General features: G+C 65.6%; 13 protein-coding genes and 4 pseudogenes. 8 read left to right on the top strand and 9 right to left on the bottom strand.

Going from position 1 to position 18,244, the window contains the following annotated elements; genetic code table 11:
* Positions 1-70: 70 nt before the first annotated feature.
* The 5 genes and pseudogenes from M5I08_RS11910 to M5I08_RS11895 form a co-directional block, all read right to left on the bottom strand.
* Positions 71-643 carry a hypothetical protein gene (locus M5I08_RS11910; protein ID WP_219065838.1) on the bottom strand — a complete coding sequence of 191 codons (573 nt, stop codon included), beginning with the start codon at positions 641-643 and terminating at the stop codon, positions 71-73.
* A gap of 606 nt (positions 644-1,249) precedes the next feature.
* A pseudogene (locus M5I08_RS11905) lies at positions 1,250-1,656 on the bottom strand (tyrosine-type recombinase/integrase).
* 132 nt (positions 1,657-1,788) lie between these two features.
* A complete protein-coding gene (locus M5I08_RS11900) occupies positions 1,789-2,712 on the bottom strand; it encodes a class I SAM-dependent methyltransferase (RefSeq protein WP_219065837.1) in 924 nt (307 codons plus the stop codon).
* 652 nt (positions 2,713-3,364) lie between these two features.
* A complete protein-coding gene (locus M5I08_RS26790) occupies positions 3,365-3,577 on the bottom strand; it encodes an IS3 family transposase (RefSeq protein ID WP_219065836.1) in 213 nt (70 codons plus the stop codon).
* Positions 3,558-3,695, bottom strand: a complete 138-nt coding sequence (locus tag M5I08_RS11895; protein ID WP_249763268.1) for a hypothetical protein — start codon at positions 3,693-3,695, stop codon at positions 3,558-3,560. Before M5I08_RS11895 ends, M5I08_RS26790 begins: the two co-directional genes overlap by 20 nt.
* A gap of 348 nt (positions 3,696-4,043) precedes the next feature.
* Between M5I08_RS11895 and M5I08_RS11890 the strand changes: the two are divergent.
* The 3 genes and pseudogenes from M5I08_RS11890 to cysC all read left to right on the top strand — a co-directional run bounded on the left by M5I08_RS11890 (position 4,044) and on the right by cysC (position 8,175).
* Positions 4,044-5,408: pseudogene (locus M5I08_RS11890) on the top strand (sulfatase family protein).
* Between the two features lie 58 nt (positions 5,409-5,466).
* The gene (gene cysD, locus M5I08_RS11885) at positions 5,467-6,393 is read left to right on the top strand and encodes a sulfate adenylyltransferase subunit CysD (protein WP_219065926.1); all 927 of its coding nucleotides are present in this window, start codon (positions 5,467-5,469) and stop codon (positions 6,391-6,393) included.
* Positions 6,393-8,175 (top strand): annotated as a pseudogene (gene cysC, locus M5I08_RS11880) (adenylyl-sulfate kinase). Before cysD ends, cysC begins: the two are co-directional and overlap by 1 nt.
* Before the next feature lie 102 nt (positions 8,176-8,277).
* On the opposite strand, the gene M5I08_RS11875 reads toward cysC, so the two are convergent.
* Together M5I08_RS11875 and M5I08_RS11870 are read right to left on the bottom strand one after the other, a co-directional pair.
* Positions 8,278-9,651, bottom strand: coding sequence for a metallopeptidase TldD-related protein (locus tag M5I08_RS11875; protein ID WP_219065834.1), 1,374 nt, complete (start codon positions 9,649-9,651; stop codon positions 8,278-8,280).
* Positions 9,648-11,165, bottom strand: coding sequence for a TldD/PmbA family protein (locus M5I08_RS11870; protein WP_219065832.1), 1,518 nt, complete (start codon positions 11,163-11,165; stop codon positions 9,648-9,650). Before M5I08_RS11870 ends, M5I08_RS11875 begins: the two co-directional genes overlap by 4 nt.
* Positions 11,166-11,285: 120 nt before the next feature.
* Here M5I08_RS11870 and M5I08_RS11865 point away from each other — a divergent pair, with 120 nt between their 5' ends.
* From M5I08_RS11865 to M5I08_RS11855, 3 genes are all read left to right on the top strand, one after another.
* Positions 11,286-12,158 (top strand): carbohydrate ABC transporter permease, encoded by an 873-nt coding sequence (locus M5I08_RS11865; RefSeq protein WP_219065830.1) that lies wholly within the window; start codon positions 11,286-11,288, stop codon positions 12,156-12,158.
* Positions 12,145-12,969 carry a carbohydrate ABC transporter permease gene (locus M5I08_RS11860; protein ID WP_219065829.1) on the top strand — a complete coding sequence of 275 codons (825 nt, stop codon included), beginning with the start codon at positions 12,145-12,147 and terminating at the stop codon, positions 12,967-12,969. Before M5I08_RS11865 ends, M5I08_RS11860 begins: the two co-directional genes overlap by 14 nt.
* Positions 12,970-13,054: 85 nt before the next feature.
* Positions 13,055-14,392, top strand: a complete 1,338-nt coding sequence (locus tag M5I08_RS11855) for an extracellular solute-binding protein (protein WP_219065828.1) — start codon at positions 13,055-13,057, stop codon at positions 14,390-14,392.
* Positions 14,393-14,396: 4 nt separating this feature from the next.
* Here the strand turns inward: M5I08_RS11855 and M5I08_RS11850 are convergent, their stop codons facing one another.
* The gene (locus M5I08_RS11850) at positions 14,397-15,230 is read right to left on the bottom strand and encodes a CbiQ family ECF transporter T component (RefSeq protein ID WP_219065925.1); all 834 of its coding nucleotides are present in this window, start codon (positions 15,228-15,230) and stop codon (positions 14,397-14,399) included.
* 50 nt (positions 15,231-15,280) lie between these two features.
* A complete protein-coding gene (locus M5I08_RS11845; RefSeq protein WP_219065827.1) occupies positions 15,281-17,317 on the bottom strand; it encodes a DUF2232 domain-containing protein in 2,037 nt (678 codons plus the stop codon).
* A 120-nt stretch (positions 17,318-17,437) separates the two neighbouring features.
* Here M5I08_RS11845 and M5I08_RS11840 point away from each other — a divergent pair, with 120 nt between their 5' ends.
* Together M5I08_RS11840 and M5I08_RS26785 are read left to right on the top strand one after the other, a co-directional pair.
* A complete protein-coding gene (locus M5I08_RS11840) occupies positions 17,438-17,926 on the top strand; it encodes a MarR family winged helix-turn-helix transcriptional regulator (RefSeq protein WP_219065826.1) in 489 nt (162 codons plus the stop codon).
* A 45-nt stretch (positions 17,927-17,971) separates the two neighbouring features.
* A pseudogene (locus M5I08_RS26785) lies at positions 17,972-18,238 on the top strand (FHA domain-containing protein); the annotation flags it as partial.
* Positions 18,239-18,244 lie beyond the last annotated feature (6 nt).

Genomic DNA, 18,244 nt, shown 5'->3' with positions numbered 1-18,244 from the left:
AACGACGGTATCCAGCAACGACCGGTATCCAGCGTGGATTACGAGTCGGCCGCGGATGCAGACGCAATCTCTAGCTGGCCACGAGCTTCAAAAACGGCTTCGCAAGATCCCGCTCGTCGCGTCCCAGGTGAGCCGGAATGCCGCGGAGCGCGCGGTCTAACGCCTCCTGCGCCTTAGGCGATTTGGCTCCGTACTTCTTGAGTTTGGCTCGCATGCTTCCGGCCTGCGCTCGCATCGCGAAAGTGATGTTCTCGTAGTGATCGTCGATAGTATCGGCAGCTCTCATGAGGTCGTCGATAAATTCCCACTCCGTTACCTCTCGTGGGATCAGAATCCGACGTCCAAGGCCCTCGCCCGGACCCGTGCTGACCAATACCAGTGCGCCGGGGTGGCGCATCGTTGCACGGATCGGCTCGATCATTCCGGTCGAGTCGTCGCCTTCGAAGACCTTCTGCGCTTCGTTATCGGTCAACCTCGCCATCAACGTGTAGGTGAGGTCGCCAGGCTCCGCGAAGGTCCAGCTCAGTAAAGCTCCGTCATCGAGCTTTAGAAGGTAGGAACTACCGCGCAGGGGGACGCTGCCGTGGCTGGCCGGCGGTCCTGCGGCAATCCAGTCAAACGGGTCGCGGTTTTGGTTAGACATTTTCCTCTTCACCCCCTCTCGTTAGCTGTCGCCATCGATCTCGGCGATCGTCTCAAGTGTGACACGCCCGGGTCTCTCCCACCATCGCCGATGACGTCTTCTGTCGGGGCTATCGACGGGAGCGTAGATCCCAACGTGTTCATGGTTATAGATGCTCGGTGTGTGCAGCGGCCAGTATTTGTTTTCTCGCAGCACGCGCACGCTGAAGTATCGAACGATGTCGTGACGGTTCGTGGGGCGCCCGTACGCTTTGCTCACCGCATCCACTGTATCCAGTCGCCCGCGAACCACCGATTGCGTGTGATCACCTGAGTTGGCCCCAACGCGGCGACTCCCGAAAACCGTGCCGACTATCGCCGCACTGTGTAAGCCATTCGTCGGAACTGAGGTCTTCCGCTTCTACCGGGATCGGAAACCCGGGATGCGATGCGGGCGCGTCACGCCACTGTTGCCTACCCTTACTCACCGTGTCAGTCCACGCCGACGCGAAAGCCGCTCGAACACATTGCGACACTTGCTAGATCGAGAGCCATCTGCCGGGTCTCCCATCGAACTCGCGCAACCGAGTCCGCGGGCCCTAACCAACTGAACTACCCGCCTTTTGAGCTAGCTCGCTGTTGATATGGTGGCCCGCGTAGTAGTCGCGGCTTTCGAATACCATAGCGATACCGCAGTGCTTTCGATGGCCTTGCCCAGCGCATCTGCCACGGCCGCCAGGTCGTCGCTGAGCAGGTGGCCATAACGGTCCAAGGTCATGGCCGCTATGGCGTGCCCTAGAAGCCTCTGCTCGACCTTGACATTAGCGCCCGCGCTGATCGCCAACGAAGCCGTGGTGTGCCGCAGCCCGTGCGGTACAAGACCAGTCGTCCCCGCGGCGTTGCAGGCTTTGTCGAACGCTCTGCGGTACTCCTCGATGGGTAATACCCACCGCGATGGCTCGGGAACACCAGTGCGTTCCGGTCGCTCGGCAGCTCTGGCTGCGGCCGGTCCCATACCGGCCGTGGCACGGGCACGTGGCTTGCGCGGTTTGTCTTGGTCGGCGCAGGTAGGACTTTGGTGGCGAGCTGGCTGAAGTAGTCGGCATGCCCGCGCCATTGGCCTGCGATAGCTGTCGTCGCAGGGACCTCGTGCACAAGGCGCATCGTTTAGCGGTGGGCGCTTGGCTTGCTGCCGCGCAGAATCGCGGTGCAGCAGTAGTTGTCGGTCGATTTCGGCGGGGCTGCCGGCAATTCGTGATCGGCCAGTAACTGGCTGAATGGGGCGCGGTCCACATGCCAGCCGCGGCCTGTCAGATAGGTCGCCACGTCGTTTCGGGCTCCCGGGCAGCATAGGTCGTCGAGTTTGACGTCTAGGCCGCACTCGTACCAGCGTTGGAACGCTGCTCGCCCGACCTTCTGGGATTCCGGGGTGTCCCAGAAGGTGTTCGCGGCCAACCGGCTGTCGAGAGCGCTGAGCGCGGTGATGTTGTCGAGCAAGCGGTCCTGGGCTTGTGGCGGCAGGTAGGCCAGCAGGCCCTCGGCGGCCCACGCGGTGGGCTGTTCGGTGTCGAACCCGGCCGCTTGCAGCGCTGCGGGCCAATCGTGGCGCAGATCAACTGGCACTGACTGCAACGTGGCGGTCGGTTCGAAGCTCAGGCCGGCCAGCGTGGTGGTTTTGAAATCGAGGACTTCTGGTTGGTCGATTTCGAACACTGTCGTGTCCGGCGGCCAAGACAGCCTGTAGGCACGGGCATCGAGGCCCGACGCCAAAATCACTGCCTGACGGATTCCTGCGGCTGTCGCGTCTAAGAAAAATTCGTCGATGTAGCGGGTCCGCACCGCCATCGCGTGGGTCATCTGCTGCAGGCCCCACGAGGCGTCAGGGTCGTCGACATCGGCTGGGTCCAGTTCGCCGGCGGCCCACCGGGTGAAAAAGTCGATGCCGACCGCTTGCACGAGAGGGCCGGCGAACCGATCCTCGATCAGCGGATCGTCGGTTGCGGTGGCGCGGGCCCTTCCCGCGGCCACCATCGTGGCGGTGGCTCCCACACTGGTCGCCACGTCCCAGGTGTCGTTGTCAGTGCGTCCCACTTCTCAACCTTTCGCGGGTGATCCGGCGATCCGCTTCGGCCGCCGTGACAGCCGGCTCGATGCTCAACCCAATGGCCGCATGTGTTGGCGGTCACGGGCAGCGGGGGGCACGTGGGAAATTGCCCAACTCATGGTGTCTCCTCGGTGGGGTTGGCGCCGGATGTCGCGATCATAGACCTCCCCCGGTTTTGCGACGCCGTCGAGTTGGAGGGTAGCCGCTTAGGGTGATGCTGCTGCCTGTCCTTCCAGGCATTCGTTTTCGTTGGGTGAGAGCCCGTCGAGGCCTTCTTGGAGACGGCGAGGGTCGTACCATCCGGCGGTGTAGCGGAACAACGTCCCCAGTGCTTGTGCTCATGTCGTGAAGGTGGTTGCCGGCCAGTAGATTAGCTCAACTTAGACGGTTGTCGAAGCTGTCCCCAACACTTCCGGTCGACAGCGCGATACCAGCATCGATCAGGCGTTGGGCGAACCGGATCGCGGTGTACTGACAGCTGCCCGTCGCGCACATCACGGGAGAAGATGGCGTAATCGAGTGCGCAACACACCAGCTCGGTAGTCGCCCGGGAGCTGCTGTCGCAGCCAACGACCTTGTTGGAGAAGACATCACGCACACTGGCCAATCACAACACCCCTTCCAAAGTGCGGATGCGCGTCAGATCGGGTATCTACTTCTGGTTGCAGGCGGTGACAGAAAAGTCGCGGCCGAGCAAATCCGTCGCCGCCGTATGCTTGGGGGTTTTGCCGGGTCGACCCGTGCTTGCAGCCCTTGGGGCAGGAAAGCGCTCTGGCGGCCGTTGACGCGCATGATCCGCTCCACCCGCTTACGACCGACCCTGACGCCGCGCTTACGCAGCTGCAGCCACACCCCGCGGCGAGCCGTAGGTGGCCGCGAACTCGCTTTGGCCGCGGATCTCATCGATTGCCACAAGCAGCTCGGCGTCCTGGCGGGCCCGGGGGCTCGGGTTGACCCCCGGGCCCGCCACCCGTAGCAAGTCGATACCGCCACACCCAACACCCGTTATACGAGGCCGACCGAGAAGTCCTGAGCATCAATGAAGTTCATGACCGCCTGCGGGTCGGGCCGATCTCCTGAGCGAAAATAGCAGAGCGAGGTAGTCAATCCGTACCGATGGTTCTATTTGGGCGACTTTGGCTGGCTCTGCGACATCGACACCTCAACTGACGGCAGATTCATGCTCGCACCGAGGGTCGCGGTGGCGCTATGCCGGCTCGCCCAGAAGAGGCTGTGCCCGGCGAGCGCAGCCGAAAACCCGGTGTGTAACAGCCGGGGACTCAGCTCGCTGACAGCCGGACGCGGCAAACTGGTGTCCATGACGAAACGGGCAGACGCCAACGTGCTGATCGTGCACTGCCATGACCTCGGCCGCCATCTCGGTGTATACGGCTATGCGGGGGCGTTGAGCCCCCGGCTGGACCGACTGGCGGCGCAGGGCATCCTTTTTACCCGGGCGCATGCCACCGCGCCGCTGTGCTCGCCGTCGCGCGGGTCACTGTTCACCGGCCGCTATCCCCACAGCAACGGGCTGGTGGGCCTGGTACATCACGGCTGGGAATACCGCCCAGGCATCCGCACGCTGCCGCACATACTGTCTGAACTCGGCTGGCATTCGGTGCTTTTCGGCATGCAGCACGGAACCTCGTTTCCGGAGCGGCTCGGGTTCGATGAGTTCGACGTGTCGAACTCCTACTGCGAGTATGTGGTGGACCGAGCAACGGAATGGCTGCGTGCCTGGGTCGCCGACGGATCGCCCCAACCGTTTCTGGTGACGGCCGGGTTCTTCGAGGCGCACCGGCCTTGGGAGCAATATCTTCCAGTCGACCTTGCCGACGGCGGGGTTCCCGATTACCTGCCCGACACCGCCGACGTCCGTCACGAATCTCGCCGGGTTCTACGGGGCCGTCGCCGTCGCAGACGCGGCCGTTGGCCGGCTCCTCGACATGCTGACCGAAACCAACCTGGACGCGACCACCTGGGTGGTATTTGTCACCGGCCACGGCCCGGCGTTTCCGCGTGCGAAGTCGACGCTGTACGACCCGGGAACCGGGATCGCGATGATCATCCGGCCGCCGACGGCGACGGGCATCGCACGCCGGGTATACGACGAGTTGTTCAGCGGCGTCGACCTCGTTCCCACGCTCCTGGAGCTGCTCGGCATCGACTCGCCTGCGGACGTCGAAGGCGTCTCGCATGCCTCGAATCTGCTGTCGGCGATTGCCGACGCCGCAACGGTCCGCAGCGAGGTGTTCACCATGAAGACCTATCACGATTCGTTCGATCCCATCCGCGCGATCCGGACCAGGCATACAGCTACATCGAGAACTATGCGAACCGGCGGGCGCTGGATTTGCCCTGGGATATCGCAGACAGTCTGTCCGGCCCGGCCGTCGCGGAGCTGGTTTCGAACGGTCGGCCCGGACGTGAACTCTACGACCTGGTCGCCGATCCGTCAGAGACCCACAACTTGCTCGGCGATGTGCACGGTGACGGCGCTGGCGAGCGGGTTGCGGCGATCGCGAAGGACCTCGCCGCCCGCCTGAACGACTGGCGGGAGCGGACCTGTGATGTGATTCCATCAGAGTTCGCTGGAAGCCAAATCTGCGAGCGGGCCACCGAGATGTATCGCCAACTCAACGGCAATGCCGCGCATGGGCGGGCCAACCGCCATCCGCTTTAGGATCGTCAGCGTGGACGAAACGCTACCGCGCCGACGCGCAGGAATGGGGGCTGCCGCGATGCCCACCGTGCCATCCAGCGTTGACGTGCGCCGCGTGGACGAGGTGCGGCTGCTGGAAGCCGAAGCCGTGCACATCATCCGCGAGGTGGTCGCCGAGCTGACCCGCCCCGTGCTGCTGTTCTCTGGCGGCAAAGACTCGATCACGCTGTTGCGGTTGGCGGAAAAGGCGTTCCGGCCGTCGCCGCTGCCGTTTCCGGTGCTCCATGTCGACACCGGCCACAACTTTCCGGAGGTCATCGAATTCCGGGACCGCAGGGTCGCCGGCCACGGGCACAAGCTGATTGTCGCTTCGGTGCAGGAATCCATCGACACCGGCCGGGTTGGCGATCCCGGGCCGGGCGCATCGCGCAACCGGTTGCAGACCCGCACCCTGCTTGACGCGCTGGAAGCCGGCGGCTTCGACGCGGCGTTCGGCGGGGCACGCCGCGACGAGGAGCGTGCCCGCGCCAAAGAACGCATCCTGAGCTTCCGTGACGAGTTCGGCCAATGGCACCCGCGCCAGCAGCGGCCCGAACCGTGGTCGCTGTACAACGGGCGGATTCGCAAGGGCGAGCAGGTGCGGGTGTTCCCGCTAAGCAACTGGACCGAGCTGGACGTCTGGCGCTACATCGAGCTGGAAGGCCTTGAGCTGCCGTCGATCTATTTCGCCCACCAGCGGGAGGTGTTCGAGCGCGACGGTATCTTGCTGGCGGTCTCCGAGTACGCGAAACCGCAGGGCACCGAGAAGTCCGCCGTCGAATGGGTGCGCTACCGCACCGTCGGGGACCTGACCATCACCGGCGCCGTGCGGTCGAAAGCCACCGACATTGCGAGCGTCGTCGCCGAGATCGCCGCGGCCACCGTCTCCGAGCGCGGTGAAACCCGCGCCGACGACCGCACCTCGCCCGCGGCGATGGAAGACCGCAAACGGGAAGGCTATTTCTGATGAACACCCAGCCCAGGCAGCTGCTGGGACTGGCGACGGCCGGTTCGGTGGACGACGGAAAGAGCACCCTGATCGGGCGGCTGATGCACGACACCGACAGCTTGCCGTCCGATCACCTGCAGGCGGTCACCGATGACGCCGGCGTAGCCGACCTGGCGGCGCTGTCCGACGGCCTGCGCGCCGAGCGCGAACAAGGCATCACGATCGATGTCGCCTACCGGTTCTTCTCGACGGCAACCCGCAGCTATATCCTGGCCGACACCCCCGGACACGAGCGCTACACCCGCAACATGTTCACCGGCGCGTCCAACGCCAACGTCGTCGTGCTGCTGGTCGACGCCCGCGCCGGCGTACTGCGCCAGACCCGCCGCCACACCCGCATCGCCAAACTCCTCGGCATCGAGCATTTCGTGGCGACCGTCAGCAAGATCGACTTGGTCGACTTCGACCAAGGTCGATTCAGCGAAGTCGAAGCGCAGTTGCAGCAGATGGCGGCGCGGCTAGGTGGCGCCGAGGCCACGGTTATCCCGATTGCGGCCAAGCACGGCGACAACGTCGTACATCGCTCCGAGCGCACACCGTGGTATCGCGGACCTACCTTGCTGGAGTATTTGGAAGCCGTGGACTTGGTCGCTCCGCAGGCAGAAGCCGCGCACTTGCGCTTGCCGATCCAATGGGTCTCTCGACCGACCGACAAGCTGCGCCGCCGCTACACCGGGCGGCTGTCAGCTGGTACCCTGCGCGCCGGCGACCCCGTGATTTCACTGCCTGCCGATCGACGTCGGGCGCGGTCATGTCCTGGTCAGCGGCAACGAGAATGCGAGGTTGCCGGTGCTGGCCCGCGAGCTCGACGCGACGGTGTGCTGGTTCGCCGAGACGCCGCTGCGTGCCGGCGACCGGTTCGCCCTCAAGCAGGCCACCACCACGGTTCGTGCCACCGTGCAGGAACTGCACCGCCGGCTGGATCCGGAGACGCTTGACGAACTCGACAGCCCGGTTGAGTTGGAGCTCAACGACATCGGCACCCTGACATTGCGTACAAGCTCGGTTGTAGTGGCTGACCCGTACACCGACAACCGGGACAGCGGCGCATTCATCCTGATCGACGAGACGAGCAACGACACCGTCGGCGCCGGAACGATCATCGAAACCCGGGAGCTCAAATCCGCGGCGCTTCCCCGCAAGGATGTCCGGTGGCATCCATCGTCGTTGGACCGTGACTACCGCTGGCAGGCGACCGGCCAGGCCGGCGCAACGATCTGGTTCACCGGGTTGCCGGCTTCGGGGAAGTCAACCATCGCAGTGGCGGTCGAGCGGGCGCTGGTGGAGTCGGGGCGGGTGGCCTATCTGCTCGACGGGGACAATCTGCGGCACGGGCTCTCTGATGACCTGGGCTTCTCGTCCGGCGACCGGACCGAACACATCAGGCGGGTGGGGCATTTAGCGCGGTTGTTTGCAGACGCCGGTGTGGTCGCGCTGGTATCACTGGTCTCGCCGCTGAAATCCGACCGAGACATTGCCCGTGGGCTTAGCGACGCCGCAAAGTTGCCGTTCATCGAGGTCTACGTCGCCACCGCGCTATCCGAATGCGAGAAACGGGATCCCAAGGGACTGTACGCACGGGCGCGAAGCGGTGAGTTGACGGGGTTAACAGGTGTCGACGCGCCGTACCAGCCGCCGGAGAACCCCGACGTCGTCGTGGACACCGCCGAAGCCGCGCTCAACGACGTCGTCGCACAAGTGATCGCCACCCTCGACGAACGCAGCCCACGCGGGAACTGAGATTCACGAGGTGTTCGCTGCGGCTGGCGGTCGGCCGACGGTGAGCCCATGGACAACGGCCCGGAGACCAGCCGGGTCAGCTCGTCGTCACGCTCCCTCGCATTACGTCGCCTGGCTGACCGACGACATATGAAAGTCGGGAATCCGTAGCGAGGGCATCGCCGTCCGAGTGACCCAATCGCCCAACTCCCGCGGCAGCGTCCGCTCGCTGACACCAGCCTGGGTGGCCCGTCGCAGCAGGTCTAACGGGCTCTCGTTGAACCGGAAGTTGTTGACCGCCGCCACCACCTCGCCGTCTTCGACCAAGTAGACGCCGTCGCGGGTAAGACCGGTCAGCAGCAGCGTGGTGGGATCGACCTCACGGATGTACCACAGCGTGGTCAGCAGCAGGCCGCGCTCGGTCGCCGCGACCATGTCCGCCAAGCTCGCGTTGCCGCCGGTCATCACCGCGTTGTCGGCGGCCACCGCGACGGGCGCCGCGAACTCGGCGGCGGCGGCCCGCGAATAGGCCAGCGCGTTGATCACCCCGTCGCGGATCCAGTCCACCCGCTCGATGTCCATGCCGTTGTCGAAAACCGACACCGTCTCCGAGGAACTGGCCGTCGCCACGAACGGCGTGCAGTCCAAACCGGGAACACTTGGATCGGAATACAGCGTCAGCGGCAGATCGGTCAGCCGCTCCCCCACCCGGGTTCCACCGTCGAGCGAACACAACGCCGTGCGGCCCTCCTGCGCGCCGCGACCGGCCATCGACCAGCCCAGGTAGACCATCATGTCGGCCACCGCCGATGGCGGCAGGATGGTCTCGTAGCGGCCCTCGGGCAGCTCGACGCTGCGCTTGGCCCAGTCGAGCCGCGTCGACAGCCGCTCCAGCAGCAAATCCGTTGGGACACCGGCGAAATCGGGCGTTCCCACCGCCACCCATCCGCTGGCGCCGTCGCGTTTAGCGTTGATCTCCACCGAACCGGTGGGCTGGGTGTAGCGGCGCCGCAATCCACTCGACGTCGCCAGATACACCGTCTCGAGCGCGTGCCGGGCAAAGCCGTACAACTGGTCGGCGCCACGGAAGCCGCGACTCAGCCCTCGGGCGACGTCGGCGAATACCTCGGGGCCGGTGCCCGGCGTGGGAGCATCCCAGTCGACCGCCGCGCCGTTGCCGGTGAGCAGCGGCGCGGCGTCGCAGGAATCCGGCGCCGACGCGGCGACCGCCTGCGATGCCGCAACCAACCCCTCGATTACCGACGGGTCCACCTCGGACGAGGTCAGCGAGCCGACCCGTGCGTTATTGCTCTGGCGCACAATCGAAATCACGCTTGTGCTGCGGGCGGTTGACACGCCGTTGGTGGTCATCGAGTTGTTCGCCCACCGCAGCGACGCTGCGATACGGTCGGTGACCAGCACTATGGTTTCATCGGCGCGTCCCCGCCGCGCGGCGGCTTCCAGCGCGATGTCGATCACCTGCTGCGCGCTGATCATCGGCCGGCCTCGATGCGGGTGTTGAGCACGTTGACGCCGCGGAACAGCGCCGACGGACAGCCATGGCTAACCGCGGCCACCTGGCCGGGCTGAGCTTTGCCGCAGTTGTATGCCCCGCCGAGCCGCCAGGTCGACGGCCCGCCAACGGCTTCCATCGAATTCCAGAAATCGGTGGTGGTGGCCTGATATGCGACGTCGCGAACCTGGCCGTCCAGCCGTCCGTTGCGAATGCGGTAAAACCGCTGCCCGGTGAACTGAAAGTTGTAGCGCTGCATGTCAATCGACCAGGACCGGTCGCCGACGATGTAAATGCCGTCGTCCACCCGGGCGATCAGGTCATCGGTGCTGCGGTCCTCGGGGCTGGGCTGCAGCGAAACATTGGGCATCCGCTGAATCGGCACATGATGCGGCGAGTCGGCGTATGAGCAGCCGTTGGACCGCGGCAGGCCCAGCCGGTGGGCGAAAACCCGGTCCAGTTGATAGCCGACGAAGATCCCGTCGCGCACCAGATCCCAGCTTTGGGCTGCCACGCCCTCGTCGTCGTAACCGATGGTGGCCAAACCGAATTCGACGGAACGGTCGGCGGTCACGTTCATCACCGGTGATCCGTAGCGCAAGCTGCCGAGCTTTTCCGGGGTGGCGAACGAGGTGCCCGCGTAGGCCGACTCATAGCCGATGGCCCGATCGTATTCGGTTGCATGCCCGATGGATTCGTGGATCGTCAGCCAAAGATTGGTGGGGTCGATCACCAGGTCGGTCGGACCGGGCGCCATGCTGGGCGCCTTGATTTTTTCGGCCAGCTGCGACGGCAACTGTGCCAGCTCGTCGGTCCAGTTCCACACGTCGTCACCGGCCAGTACCTCCCAGCCCCGGCCCATCGGCGGCGCCAGGGCGCGCATCGAGTCAAAGCCGCAGCCGCCGGTGTCGATGGTGACCGCCTCCAGGACGGGCATCAGCCGCACGCGCTGCTGCGTGATCGACGAGCCGAAGGTGTCGGCGTAGAACGTCTGCTCCTTGACAATGTTCACGCTGGCCGACACGTGGTCCACGCCGTCGGCGGCCATCAACCTGCCCGAGTACTCGTCGAGCACGGCGACCTTGTCGGCAGTGGTCACCGCGAACGGGTCGATCTGATAGCTCGAGATCCAGGTGGCGTCGCGGTACACCGGTTCGGGCGCCAGCTCGACCGGGTCGGTGTTCAGCCCGGCAAACGTTGTGGCGACCTCAACAGCGCATCGCGCGGTATCGGCCGCGACCGTCGGCGACAGCTCGGCGTGCGAGGCGAATCCCCAGGTGCCCTCGACCACCACTCGGACGGCCAGCCCAAGCTCCCGGTTGAGCACCGCGGTCTCCAACTGGCCGTCGCGCATCTGGATGACCTCGGTGGTCAGCCGGTGAACCCGCAGGTCGGCGTGGCTGGCGCCGGCCGCGGTGGCCGCCGACAGTGCGGCGTCGGCCAGTGCGTGGCGGGGCAGGTCAAGGAAATCGGGATCGATCCCCCGGTTCGGCTTCACAACACCACCGTAACGACCGGCTTAAATAGCCTCATGCAGCACGCCCGCGACGATGCAGTGGGGGTTCCCCCAGCCGCGCAGCGGCCAGGGGGACGAAGCGATGCGGAGGAACGGCGCTTAATGACTGACGCCGGGCGCCGATCGACTGGCCTGGCTTACGCGCTGCTCGCCCCCAGCCTGTTCGGGGTGGTCGCGTTTTTGTTGCTGCCGATCCTGGTCGTGGTGTGGCTGAGCCTGCACCGCTGGGACCTGCTCGGGCCCATCGAGTATGTCGGAGGCGCGAATTGGCGCTCGGTGCTCAGCGATTCCGCGTTCGGCAATTCGCTGTTGGTCACGCTGATGTTCGTTGCGATCGTCGTCCCCACGCAGACCGTGCTCGGCCTGGTGATCGCGGCATTGCTGGCACGCGGCCTGCCCGGCAGCGGATTGTTCCGCACGCTTTACGTGCTGCCGTGGATCTGCGTCCCGCTGGCGATCGCGGTGATGTGGCGCTGGATCCTGGCCCCCACCGACGGCGCGGTGAGCACCCTGCTGGGACATCGCATCGAATGGCTCACCGATCCCGGCCTGGCGCTGCCGGTGGTGTCGGCGGTGGTCGTGTGGGCCAATGTCGGCTACGTCGCGTTGTTTTTCCTCGCCGGCATCTTGGCGATCCCCACCGACGTCCACTCGGCGGCACGGATCGATGGGGCCACCGCGTGGCAGCGGTTCTGGCGAATCACGCTGCCGATGCTGCGACCGACCACGTTTTTCGTGCTGGTCACCGGAGTCATCAGTGCCGCGCAGGTTTTCGACACCGTCTACGCGCTGACCGGCGGCGGCCCGGAAAACCACACCGATCTGATCGCGCACCGCATCTACGCCGAGGCATTCGGCGCAGCCGCCATCGGCAGAGCCGCGGTGATGGCGGTGGTGTTGTTCGTCATCCTGGTCGGCGTCACCATCGCCCAGCATCTGTATTTCCGTCGACGGATCAGCTATGACCTCACCTAAATCGCCATCGGCCGTCCTGGTTTACGCCGGCCTGCTGCTGGGCGCGCTGATCACACTGACTCCGTTCGCGCTCGGCTTGCTCACATCGTTGACCTCCGCGCACCAGTTCGCAACCGGTAGCCCGTTGGCCTGGCCGCGACCGCCGACACTGGCCAACTACGCCGACTTGGGCGGCGCCGGTTTCGGTCGAGCGCTGGCGGTGACCACGTTGATGACGGCGGTGATCATGCTTGGGCAGCTGACCTTTTCGGTCTTTGCCGCCTACGCATTCGCTCGGCTGCGGTTTCCCGGCCGGGACGCAGTGTTTTGGGTCTATGTCGCGACGTTGATGGTCCCCAGCTCGGTGACGGTGGTGCCACTTTATCTGATGATGGCGCAGCTCGGGTTGCGTAACACGTTCTGGGCCCTGGTGTTACCGTTCGTGTTCGGCTCCCCATACGCGATTTTCCTTCTGCGTCAGTATTTTCGCGCGATACCCGATGACCTGATCAACGCCGCGTATCTCGACGGTGCGAACACGCTGGACGTCATCGTGCACGTGGTGCTGCCGTCCAGCCGACCGGTCCTGGTCACGCTGATGCTGGTTACCGTCGTGTCGCAATGGCACCACTTCATGTGGCCGCTGGTGATCACGACCGGCGCCAAGTGGCAGGTGCTCACGGTGGCGACTGCTGCGCTGCAGTCGCGGTATAACGCCCAATGGACGCTGGTGATGGCTGCCACGACCGTGGCAATCGTGCCGCTGCTGGCGCTGTTCGCCATTTTCCAGCGGCACATCGTGCGATCGATCGTCGTAACGGGGCTCAAGTGAGCCATGCGAACATCGAGATTGCAGCTATGGCTGTGATTTTCGTGAATTCACGACCACCACCGCAATCTCGTTGTGAGGAAGCCAGATGACCCGGCCAAGGTTTTCCACGCTGTTCGGCCTGGCTTTGGTGTTGGTCGCTGCGTTGCTGGCCTCGACGGCGGTGCTGCTGGACGTCTCGGCCCGGCCGCGAGGCGGCAAGACCGTGGTCACCGTTCGGCTGTGGGACGAGCAGGTGGCGGCGGCGTATCGGCAGTCATTCGCGGCGTTCGCCCGCGCGCATCCCGACATCGAGGTGCACACCCATGTGGCTTCCTACGCCACCTACTTCAACACGCTACGCACCGACGTCGCAGGCGGCAGCGCCGACGATATCTTCTGGATTTCCAACGCCTACCTCGCCGGATATGCCGACAGTGGCCGGCTTATGGATATCGGGAAGAACCTCGGGGCGCGCGCCGCGTCGGCGTGGGAACCGTCGGTGGTCGAGCAGTTCACCCGCAGCGGGGTGCTGTGGGCCGTTCCCCAACTAACCGATGCCGGAATCGCGTTGTACTACAACGCCGATCTGCTCGCGGCCGCCGGTATCGGCGCCGCCGAATTGGCGACGCTGCGGTGGCGCCCGGACGGCGGTGACACCCTGCGCCCAATGCTGGCCAGGCTGACGGTCGATGCCGACGGACGCACCGCAGCCACACCGGGCTTCGATGCCGGACGTATCCGCCAATGGGCCTACAACGCGGCCAACGACGCACAGGGCATCTACCTCAACTACATCGGGTCGGCCGGAGGCGTATTCCAGAACGGTGATCGTTTCGCGTTCGACAACCCCGGCGCGGTCGAGGCTTTCACTTACCTGGTCAGGCTGATCAACGGTGACCACGTCGCGCCGCCTGCCTCGGACACCAACGACAACGGCGACTTCTCCCGCAACCAGTTTCTGGCCGGCCGGATGGCACTTTTTCAGTCCGGCACCTACAACCTGGCGGCGGTGGCCGATCAGGCGCCCTTCCGGTGGGGCGTGGCGATGCTGCCCGAGGGCCCCAAAGGTCGCGTGAGCGTCACCAACGGCATTGCCGCGGCAGGTAATTCGGCGTCTGCCCACCCCGACGCCGTGCGCCAGGTGCTGGCTTGGATGGGCAGCAGTGAGGGCAATCAATATGTCGGCCGACGGGGCAGCGCCATACCCGCCGTGCGATCGGCCCAGCGGGTGTACTTCGATTACTGGGCCACCAAGAACATCGACGTGCGGCCGTTCTTCACGGTATTGAACGGACCGCGCATCGATGCGCCTGGCGGCGCCGGCTTCGCAGCTGGAAATCAGGTCCTCGAACCGTATTTCGACGAGATGTTCCTCGGGCGCAGCGACGTGGCGACGACCTTGCGTCAAGCCCAGAACGCCGCCAACGCCGCGGCGCGCCGTTAGGCGGCTAGCGGCCCAACGGTACTTCCAGTACGACCGCCGCGACGCAGATTGCCACGGTGATCGAAAGTGCAAGCCAGTCGGCCAGTTTCGGCCGCGCCGCCGCGGCCGAAATCTGACCGGTGCCGCCGCGGGCGGTGATCGCATCACCCATCTCGTCGGCACGCCGCAATGTCACCGTGATGGCCGCGACGAGGAGGTCAATCAACTCCAAAGCGTGACGCTTACGACGAGCCCGGCGAGTTGGCGCGATCGGCTTGGGCCGCAGACGGCGCGCGGCGTAGAGCACCCGAAATTCGTCGATGAGCATCGGGAAGGCACGCAGCGCGAGCGCCAACGCGAGCGCCCACTCGTCGACTGGTATCCGCAGCAGTCGCAATGGATGGCTCAAAGTGGCTACAGCCGGTGCGATTTCGGCGACATTGGTAGTCCAGGACACCATCCCGCCCAGGCCCAGCAACACAATGGACAACGTGGTGATGCGCAGGAAATTCAACAGCCCGCCGAATCCGACTGAGATCCCCGCCAATTCGCCAACTGGAGAACCACCGGCAAACGCCGCAGTGATGCCGCCGATAGCCGTCAAAATCCACAGCCAGCGCGGTACCGACGGCAACGCGCCCCGGGGGATGTGGGCGATCCGGGCCGCTGTCAACACCAACGCGGCTACCAACCCTATTGCGATCCATCCGGGATAGAAGGTCAGCAGCACCGAAATGCCGAAGACCACCAGCAGTTTGGTGCCGGCCCACAATTCGTGGACTGCCGAGGTGCCGGGCACCGGACGCAGCAGCACCATCCTGCGATTTGGCCGGCGGAGGGGGCGTTCATGTGCGGTCATGATGCGCCGCTCCTCCTCATCGCTTCGCTCTGCATCGTCGCCGGCGCGGGTCATGACCAACCTCCCGCCGTCGTCGAAGCCGGTTCCAGGACACCGTCGCGCAGATGCACGGTGCGCGGGCACAGGTCGTCTAGCCCGGCGAAGTCGTGGGAGATGACGACGACGGTCAGCCCGTTCTCGCGGCGCAGTTCCTCGAGTAGCCGCAGCAGACCGCGTTGGGTCGCGGCGTCCAGTCCCGCCAGCGGCTCGTCAAGGATCAACGCCCGCGGCGCGCGCGCCAGCAGGCCGGCCAGCACTACTCGGCGCATCTGACCGCCACTGAGCTGGTCGATGCGCCGCTTGGCCAGCGCACTGTCCAGCCCCACAACGGCCAGCGCGGTCGCGATGCGGTCATGGTCTTGAGGCGAAAACCCGGCCGCTGAGGCAACTTCCAAGTCAACCCGGCTGCGCATCAGCTGCAGCCGGGCCGCCTGGAAGGACAGCGCCACCGCGCCGACCCGCTCGTGGGTGGGGCGGCCGTCAAGCAGACAGCTTCCCGTTGTGGGTACCGTCAGCCCGGCCATGATCCACGCCAGCGTCGACTTACCCGAGCCGTTACCGCCATGAATGAGTAGTCCATCCCCCTGGCGGACGGTGAAGCTGACGTCGCGCAGCGCGGTCTTCGCCCACGGTGTCCCACTGCCGTATTCGTGCCCGACGCCGGCGAGTTCGAGCACCAGGGCGCCGGAGTCGTGGCCGATCGCGGCGGTCGCCACGGGCGCGGCGGTGGTCTCGACCATGTCGGTGTTGTCACCGGAGTCGCTGAGGTTGATTGTGCGGTCGGCAGAATCTGCTTCGTTGTTGTAGTGCGTGATGTGTACCAGCGCCGTGCGGTGCCGCTTGTTCAGCCCGGATAGCACCGCCAACAGCGCCTCCCGTCCCTGCTGGTCGACCATGCTGGTGACCTCGTCAGCGATGAGCAGCGCCGGCTCCCGAGCCAGCGCTGCAGCCACTGCCAGCCGCTGCAATTCACCGCCCGACAGGCTGCCGGTGTCGCGTTCCGCGAGCGCCTCGAGACCCACTTCACTCAGCAACCGGCCAACGTCGATGGTCGTTCCGGGCGGCAGACCCCACACCACGTCGTCGGCCACCCGCGTGCCCAGCACCTGGCTTTCCGGGTGCTGCATGACCACTGCGGTTCCGCCCAGTCGACCAAGCCCCACCGCCCCCGGACGTTCCACGGTGCCCGATGTCGGCTTGCGGCCCGCCAGCAGCAGCATGAGTGTGGTTTTGCCTGAGCCGTTGGCACCGGTGACGGCGATGTGTTCGCCGGCCTGCACGTCGAGGCTGAGCGCCCGCAGCGCGTCGTGATCGGAGATCGGGTAGCGAAATCGCACCTGCTCCAGCCGAACTGGCACCGGGGCAATCGGCGCAGTCTCGACCGGTGCGTCGAGTTTGTGCACATCGGGAATGCGGCGCATCCGCTCCAGCACGCGAGACAGCGCCCACCAACCGATCAACGAGACGCCCATGATTCCGATGGCCGCATAGGCCAGCAGCAGCCATGGCCAGTAGTGCAGCGCCTCGGCGAACACGTGCTTCAGCTCATCAGCGAGCCGGTCGAACCCCGCCCATGTCAGGACGGCCGCCACGCCGTCCACGTTCGCGCCTATGGCGTCGAAGATCAGGTGGCGCAACCGAGCCAGCACGACCAGTGCGCCAACCACTGCGGCACCCGTCACGGCGCCGGCGACGAACGCCACGGCGAGCACCGTCGGCGTGCCGCGGCGCTTGCGTTTGACGACCCCGGTCAGGCCACCGACGTAGGCACTGTTGACGACAGTCATCAAACCGCCGAGGCCCGCGATCAGAAAGGCGATCACCGCGGCCGCGATCGTGGCGGCGATCAGCACCCGGAGCCGGTAGCGGTAGGCGAGCAGCGCCATCGGGACGGTGCCCAACAGCGACAATCCGCCCGCGAACGGGAGGACGACAGCGATGATCGCGGTTGCCGCGCAAAGTGCCGCCATCACTGCCGACTGCGCGAGTTCGTCCGGTTTCAGCGGTCCAGCCCCTCGGGACGTGGTCAGGGGGCGTGTCACGCTCATTTCACCGATTGTGCCAGTCGCCGGCGTAGTTCCCCTCACAGAGCGTGGCAGGTCACACGAGTTTGCGGCGAAATTCGCCGGTTCGTGGTCTAGATAGCCTAGCTATGCAAGCATAGACGGATGACGACATCCGCTACCGCCGATCGCGGCACGGCCGGAGAAGCCGGCACCGGTCTGGGCGCGGATCTGCTCGCCGTGGTCGCCCGGCTCAACCGCTACGCCACCCAGCGAATCCACATGCAATTGCCGGCCGCGCAGGCCCGGTTGTTGTCGACCGTCGACGCCCACGGCGAAGCGCGGATCTGTGACCTGGCCGCCATTGACCATTGTTCGCAGCCGACGATGACGACCCAAGTGCGGCGGCTCGAAGACGCCGGCCTGGTCGCCCGGACCGTGGACCCCGGCGACGCCCGGGCAGTCCGCATCCGAATCACCCCTGAGGGCATGCGCACGCTCAGCCGCGTGCGGGCCGACCGAGCTGCGGTGATCGAGCCGCAACTTGCCACACTAAACTCCGCGGACCGCCAGACGCTGCTCAAAGCGGTCGCGGTGTTGCGCTCCCTTTTGGAGGATGCCCCGCCCGCGCCGCGACCAGGCGGGTCTCGATAGCGGCTGGTAGCGGGGCCGCTCAGGCGGCGGCGACATCTGCCCGCGATGTTCCAGGGCATTATTGCGGGTAGACGACCCTCACTCGGCCCAAGAAGGCGGGCACGGAAGGTGGTGGCTATGCCGACGGAAGCGTTCGCTTCCCCGCTGATCGTCTGGTTGGGATCCAACCGATACACATTTCCCGTCGGCCGAGACGTGACGATTGGCCGCGACAGCCGAGCCGATATCCGCGTCGACAGCGCCACTCACCTGGTGGTGCATCACAACGGCAGGCAGTGGATTGCCGTTGATCGCAGCGAAGGCGGCCTCTACGTCGAC

This window comes from Candidatus Mycobacterium methanotrophicum (genome assembly GCF_023515995.1).
In the GTDB taxonomy this organism is placed as follows: Bacteria; Actinomycetota; Actinomycetes; order Mycobacteriales; family Mycobacteriaceae; genus Mycobacterium; species Mycobacterium methanotrophicum.
The sequence above is the reverse complement of the archived record's forward strand: the minus strand, read 5'-3'. Positions and strand labels throughout refer to the sequence as shown.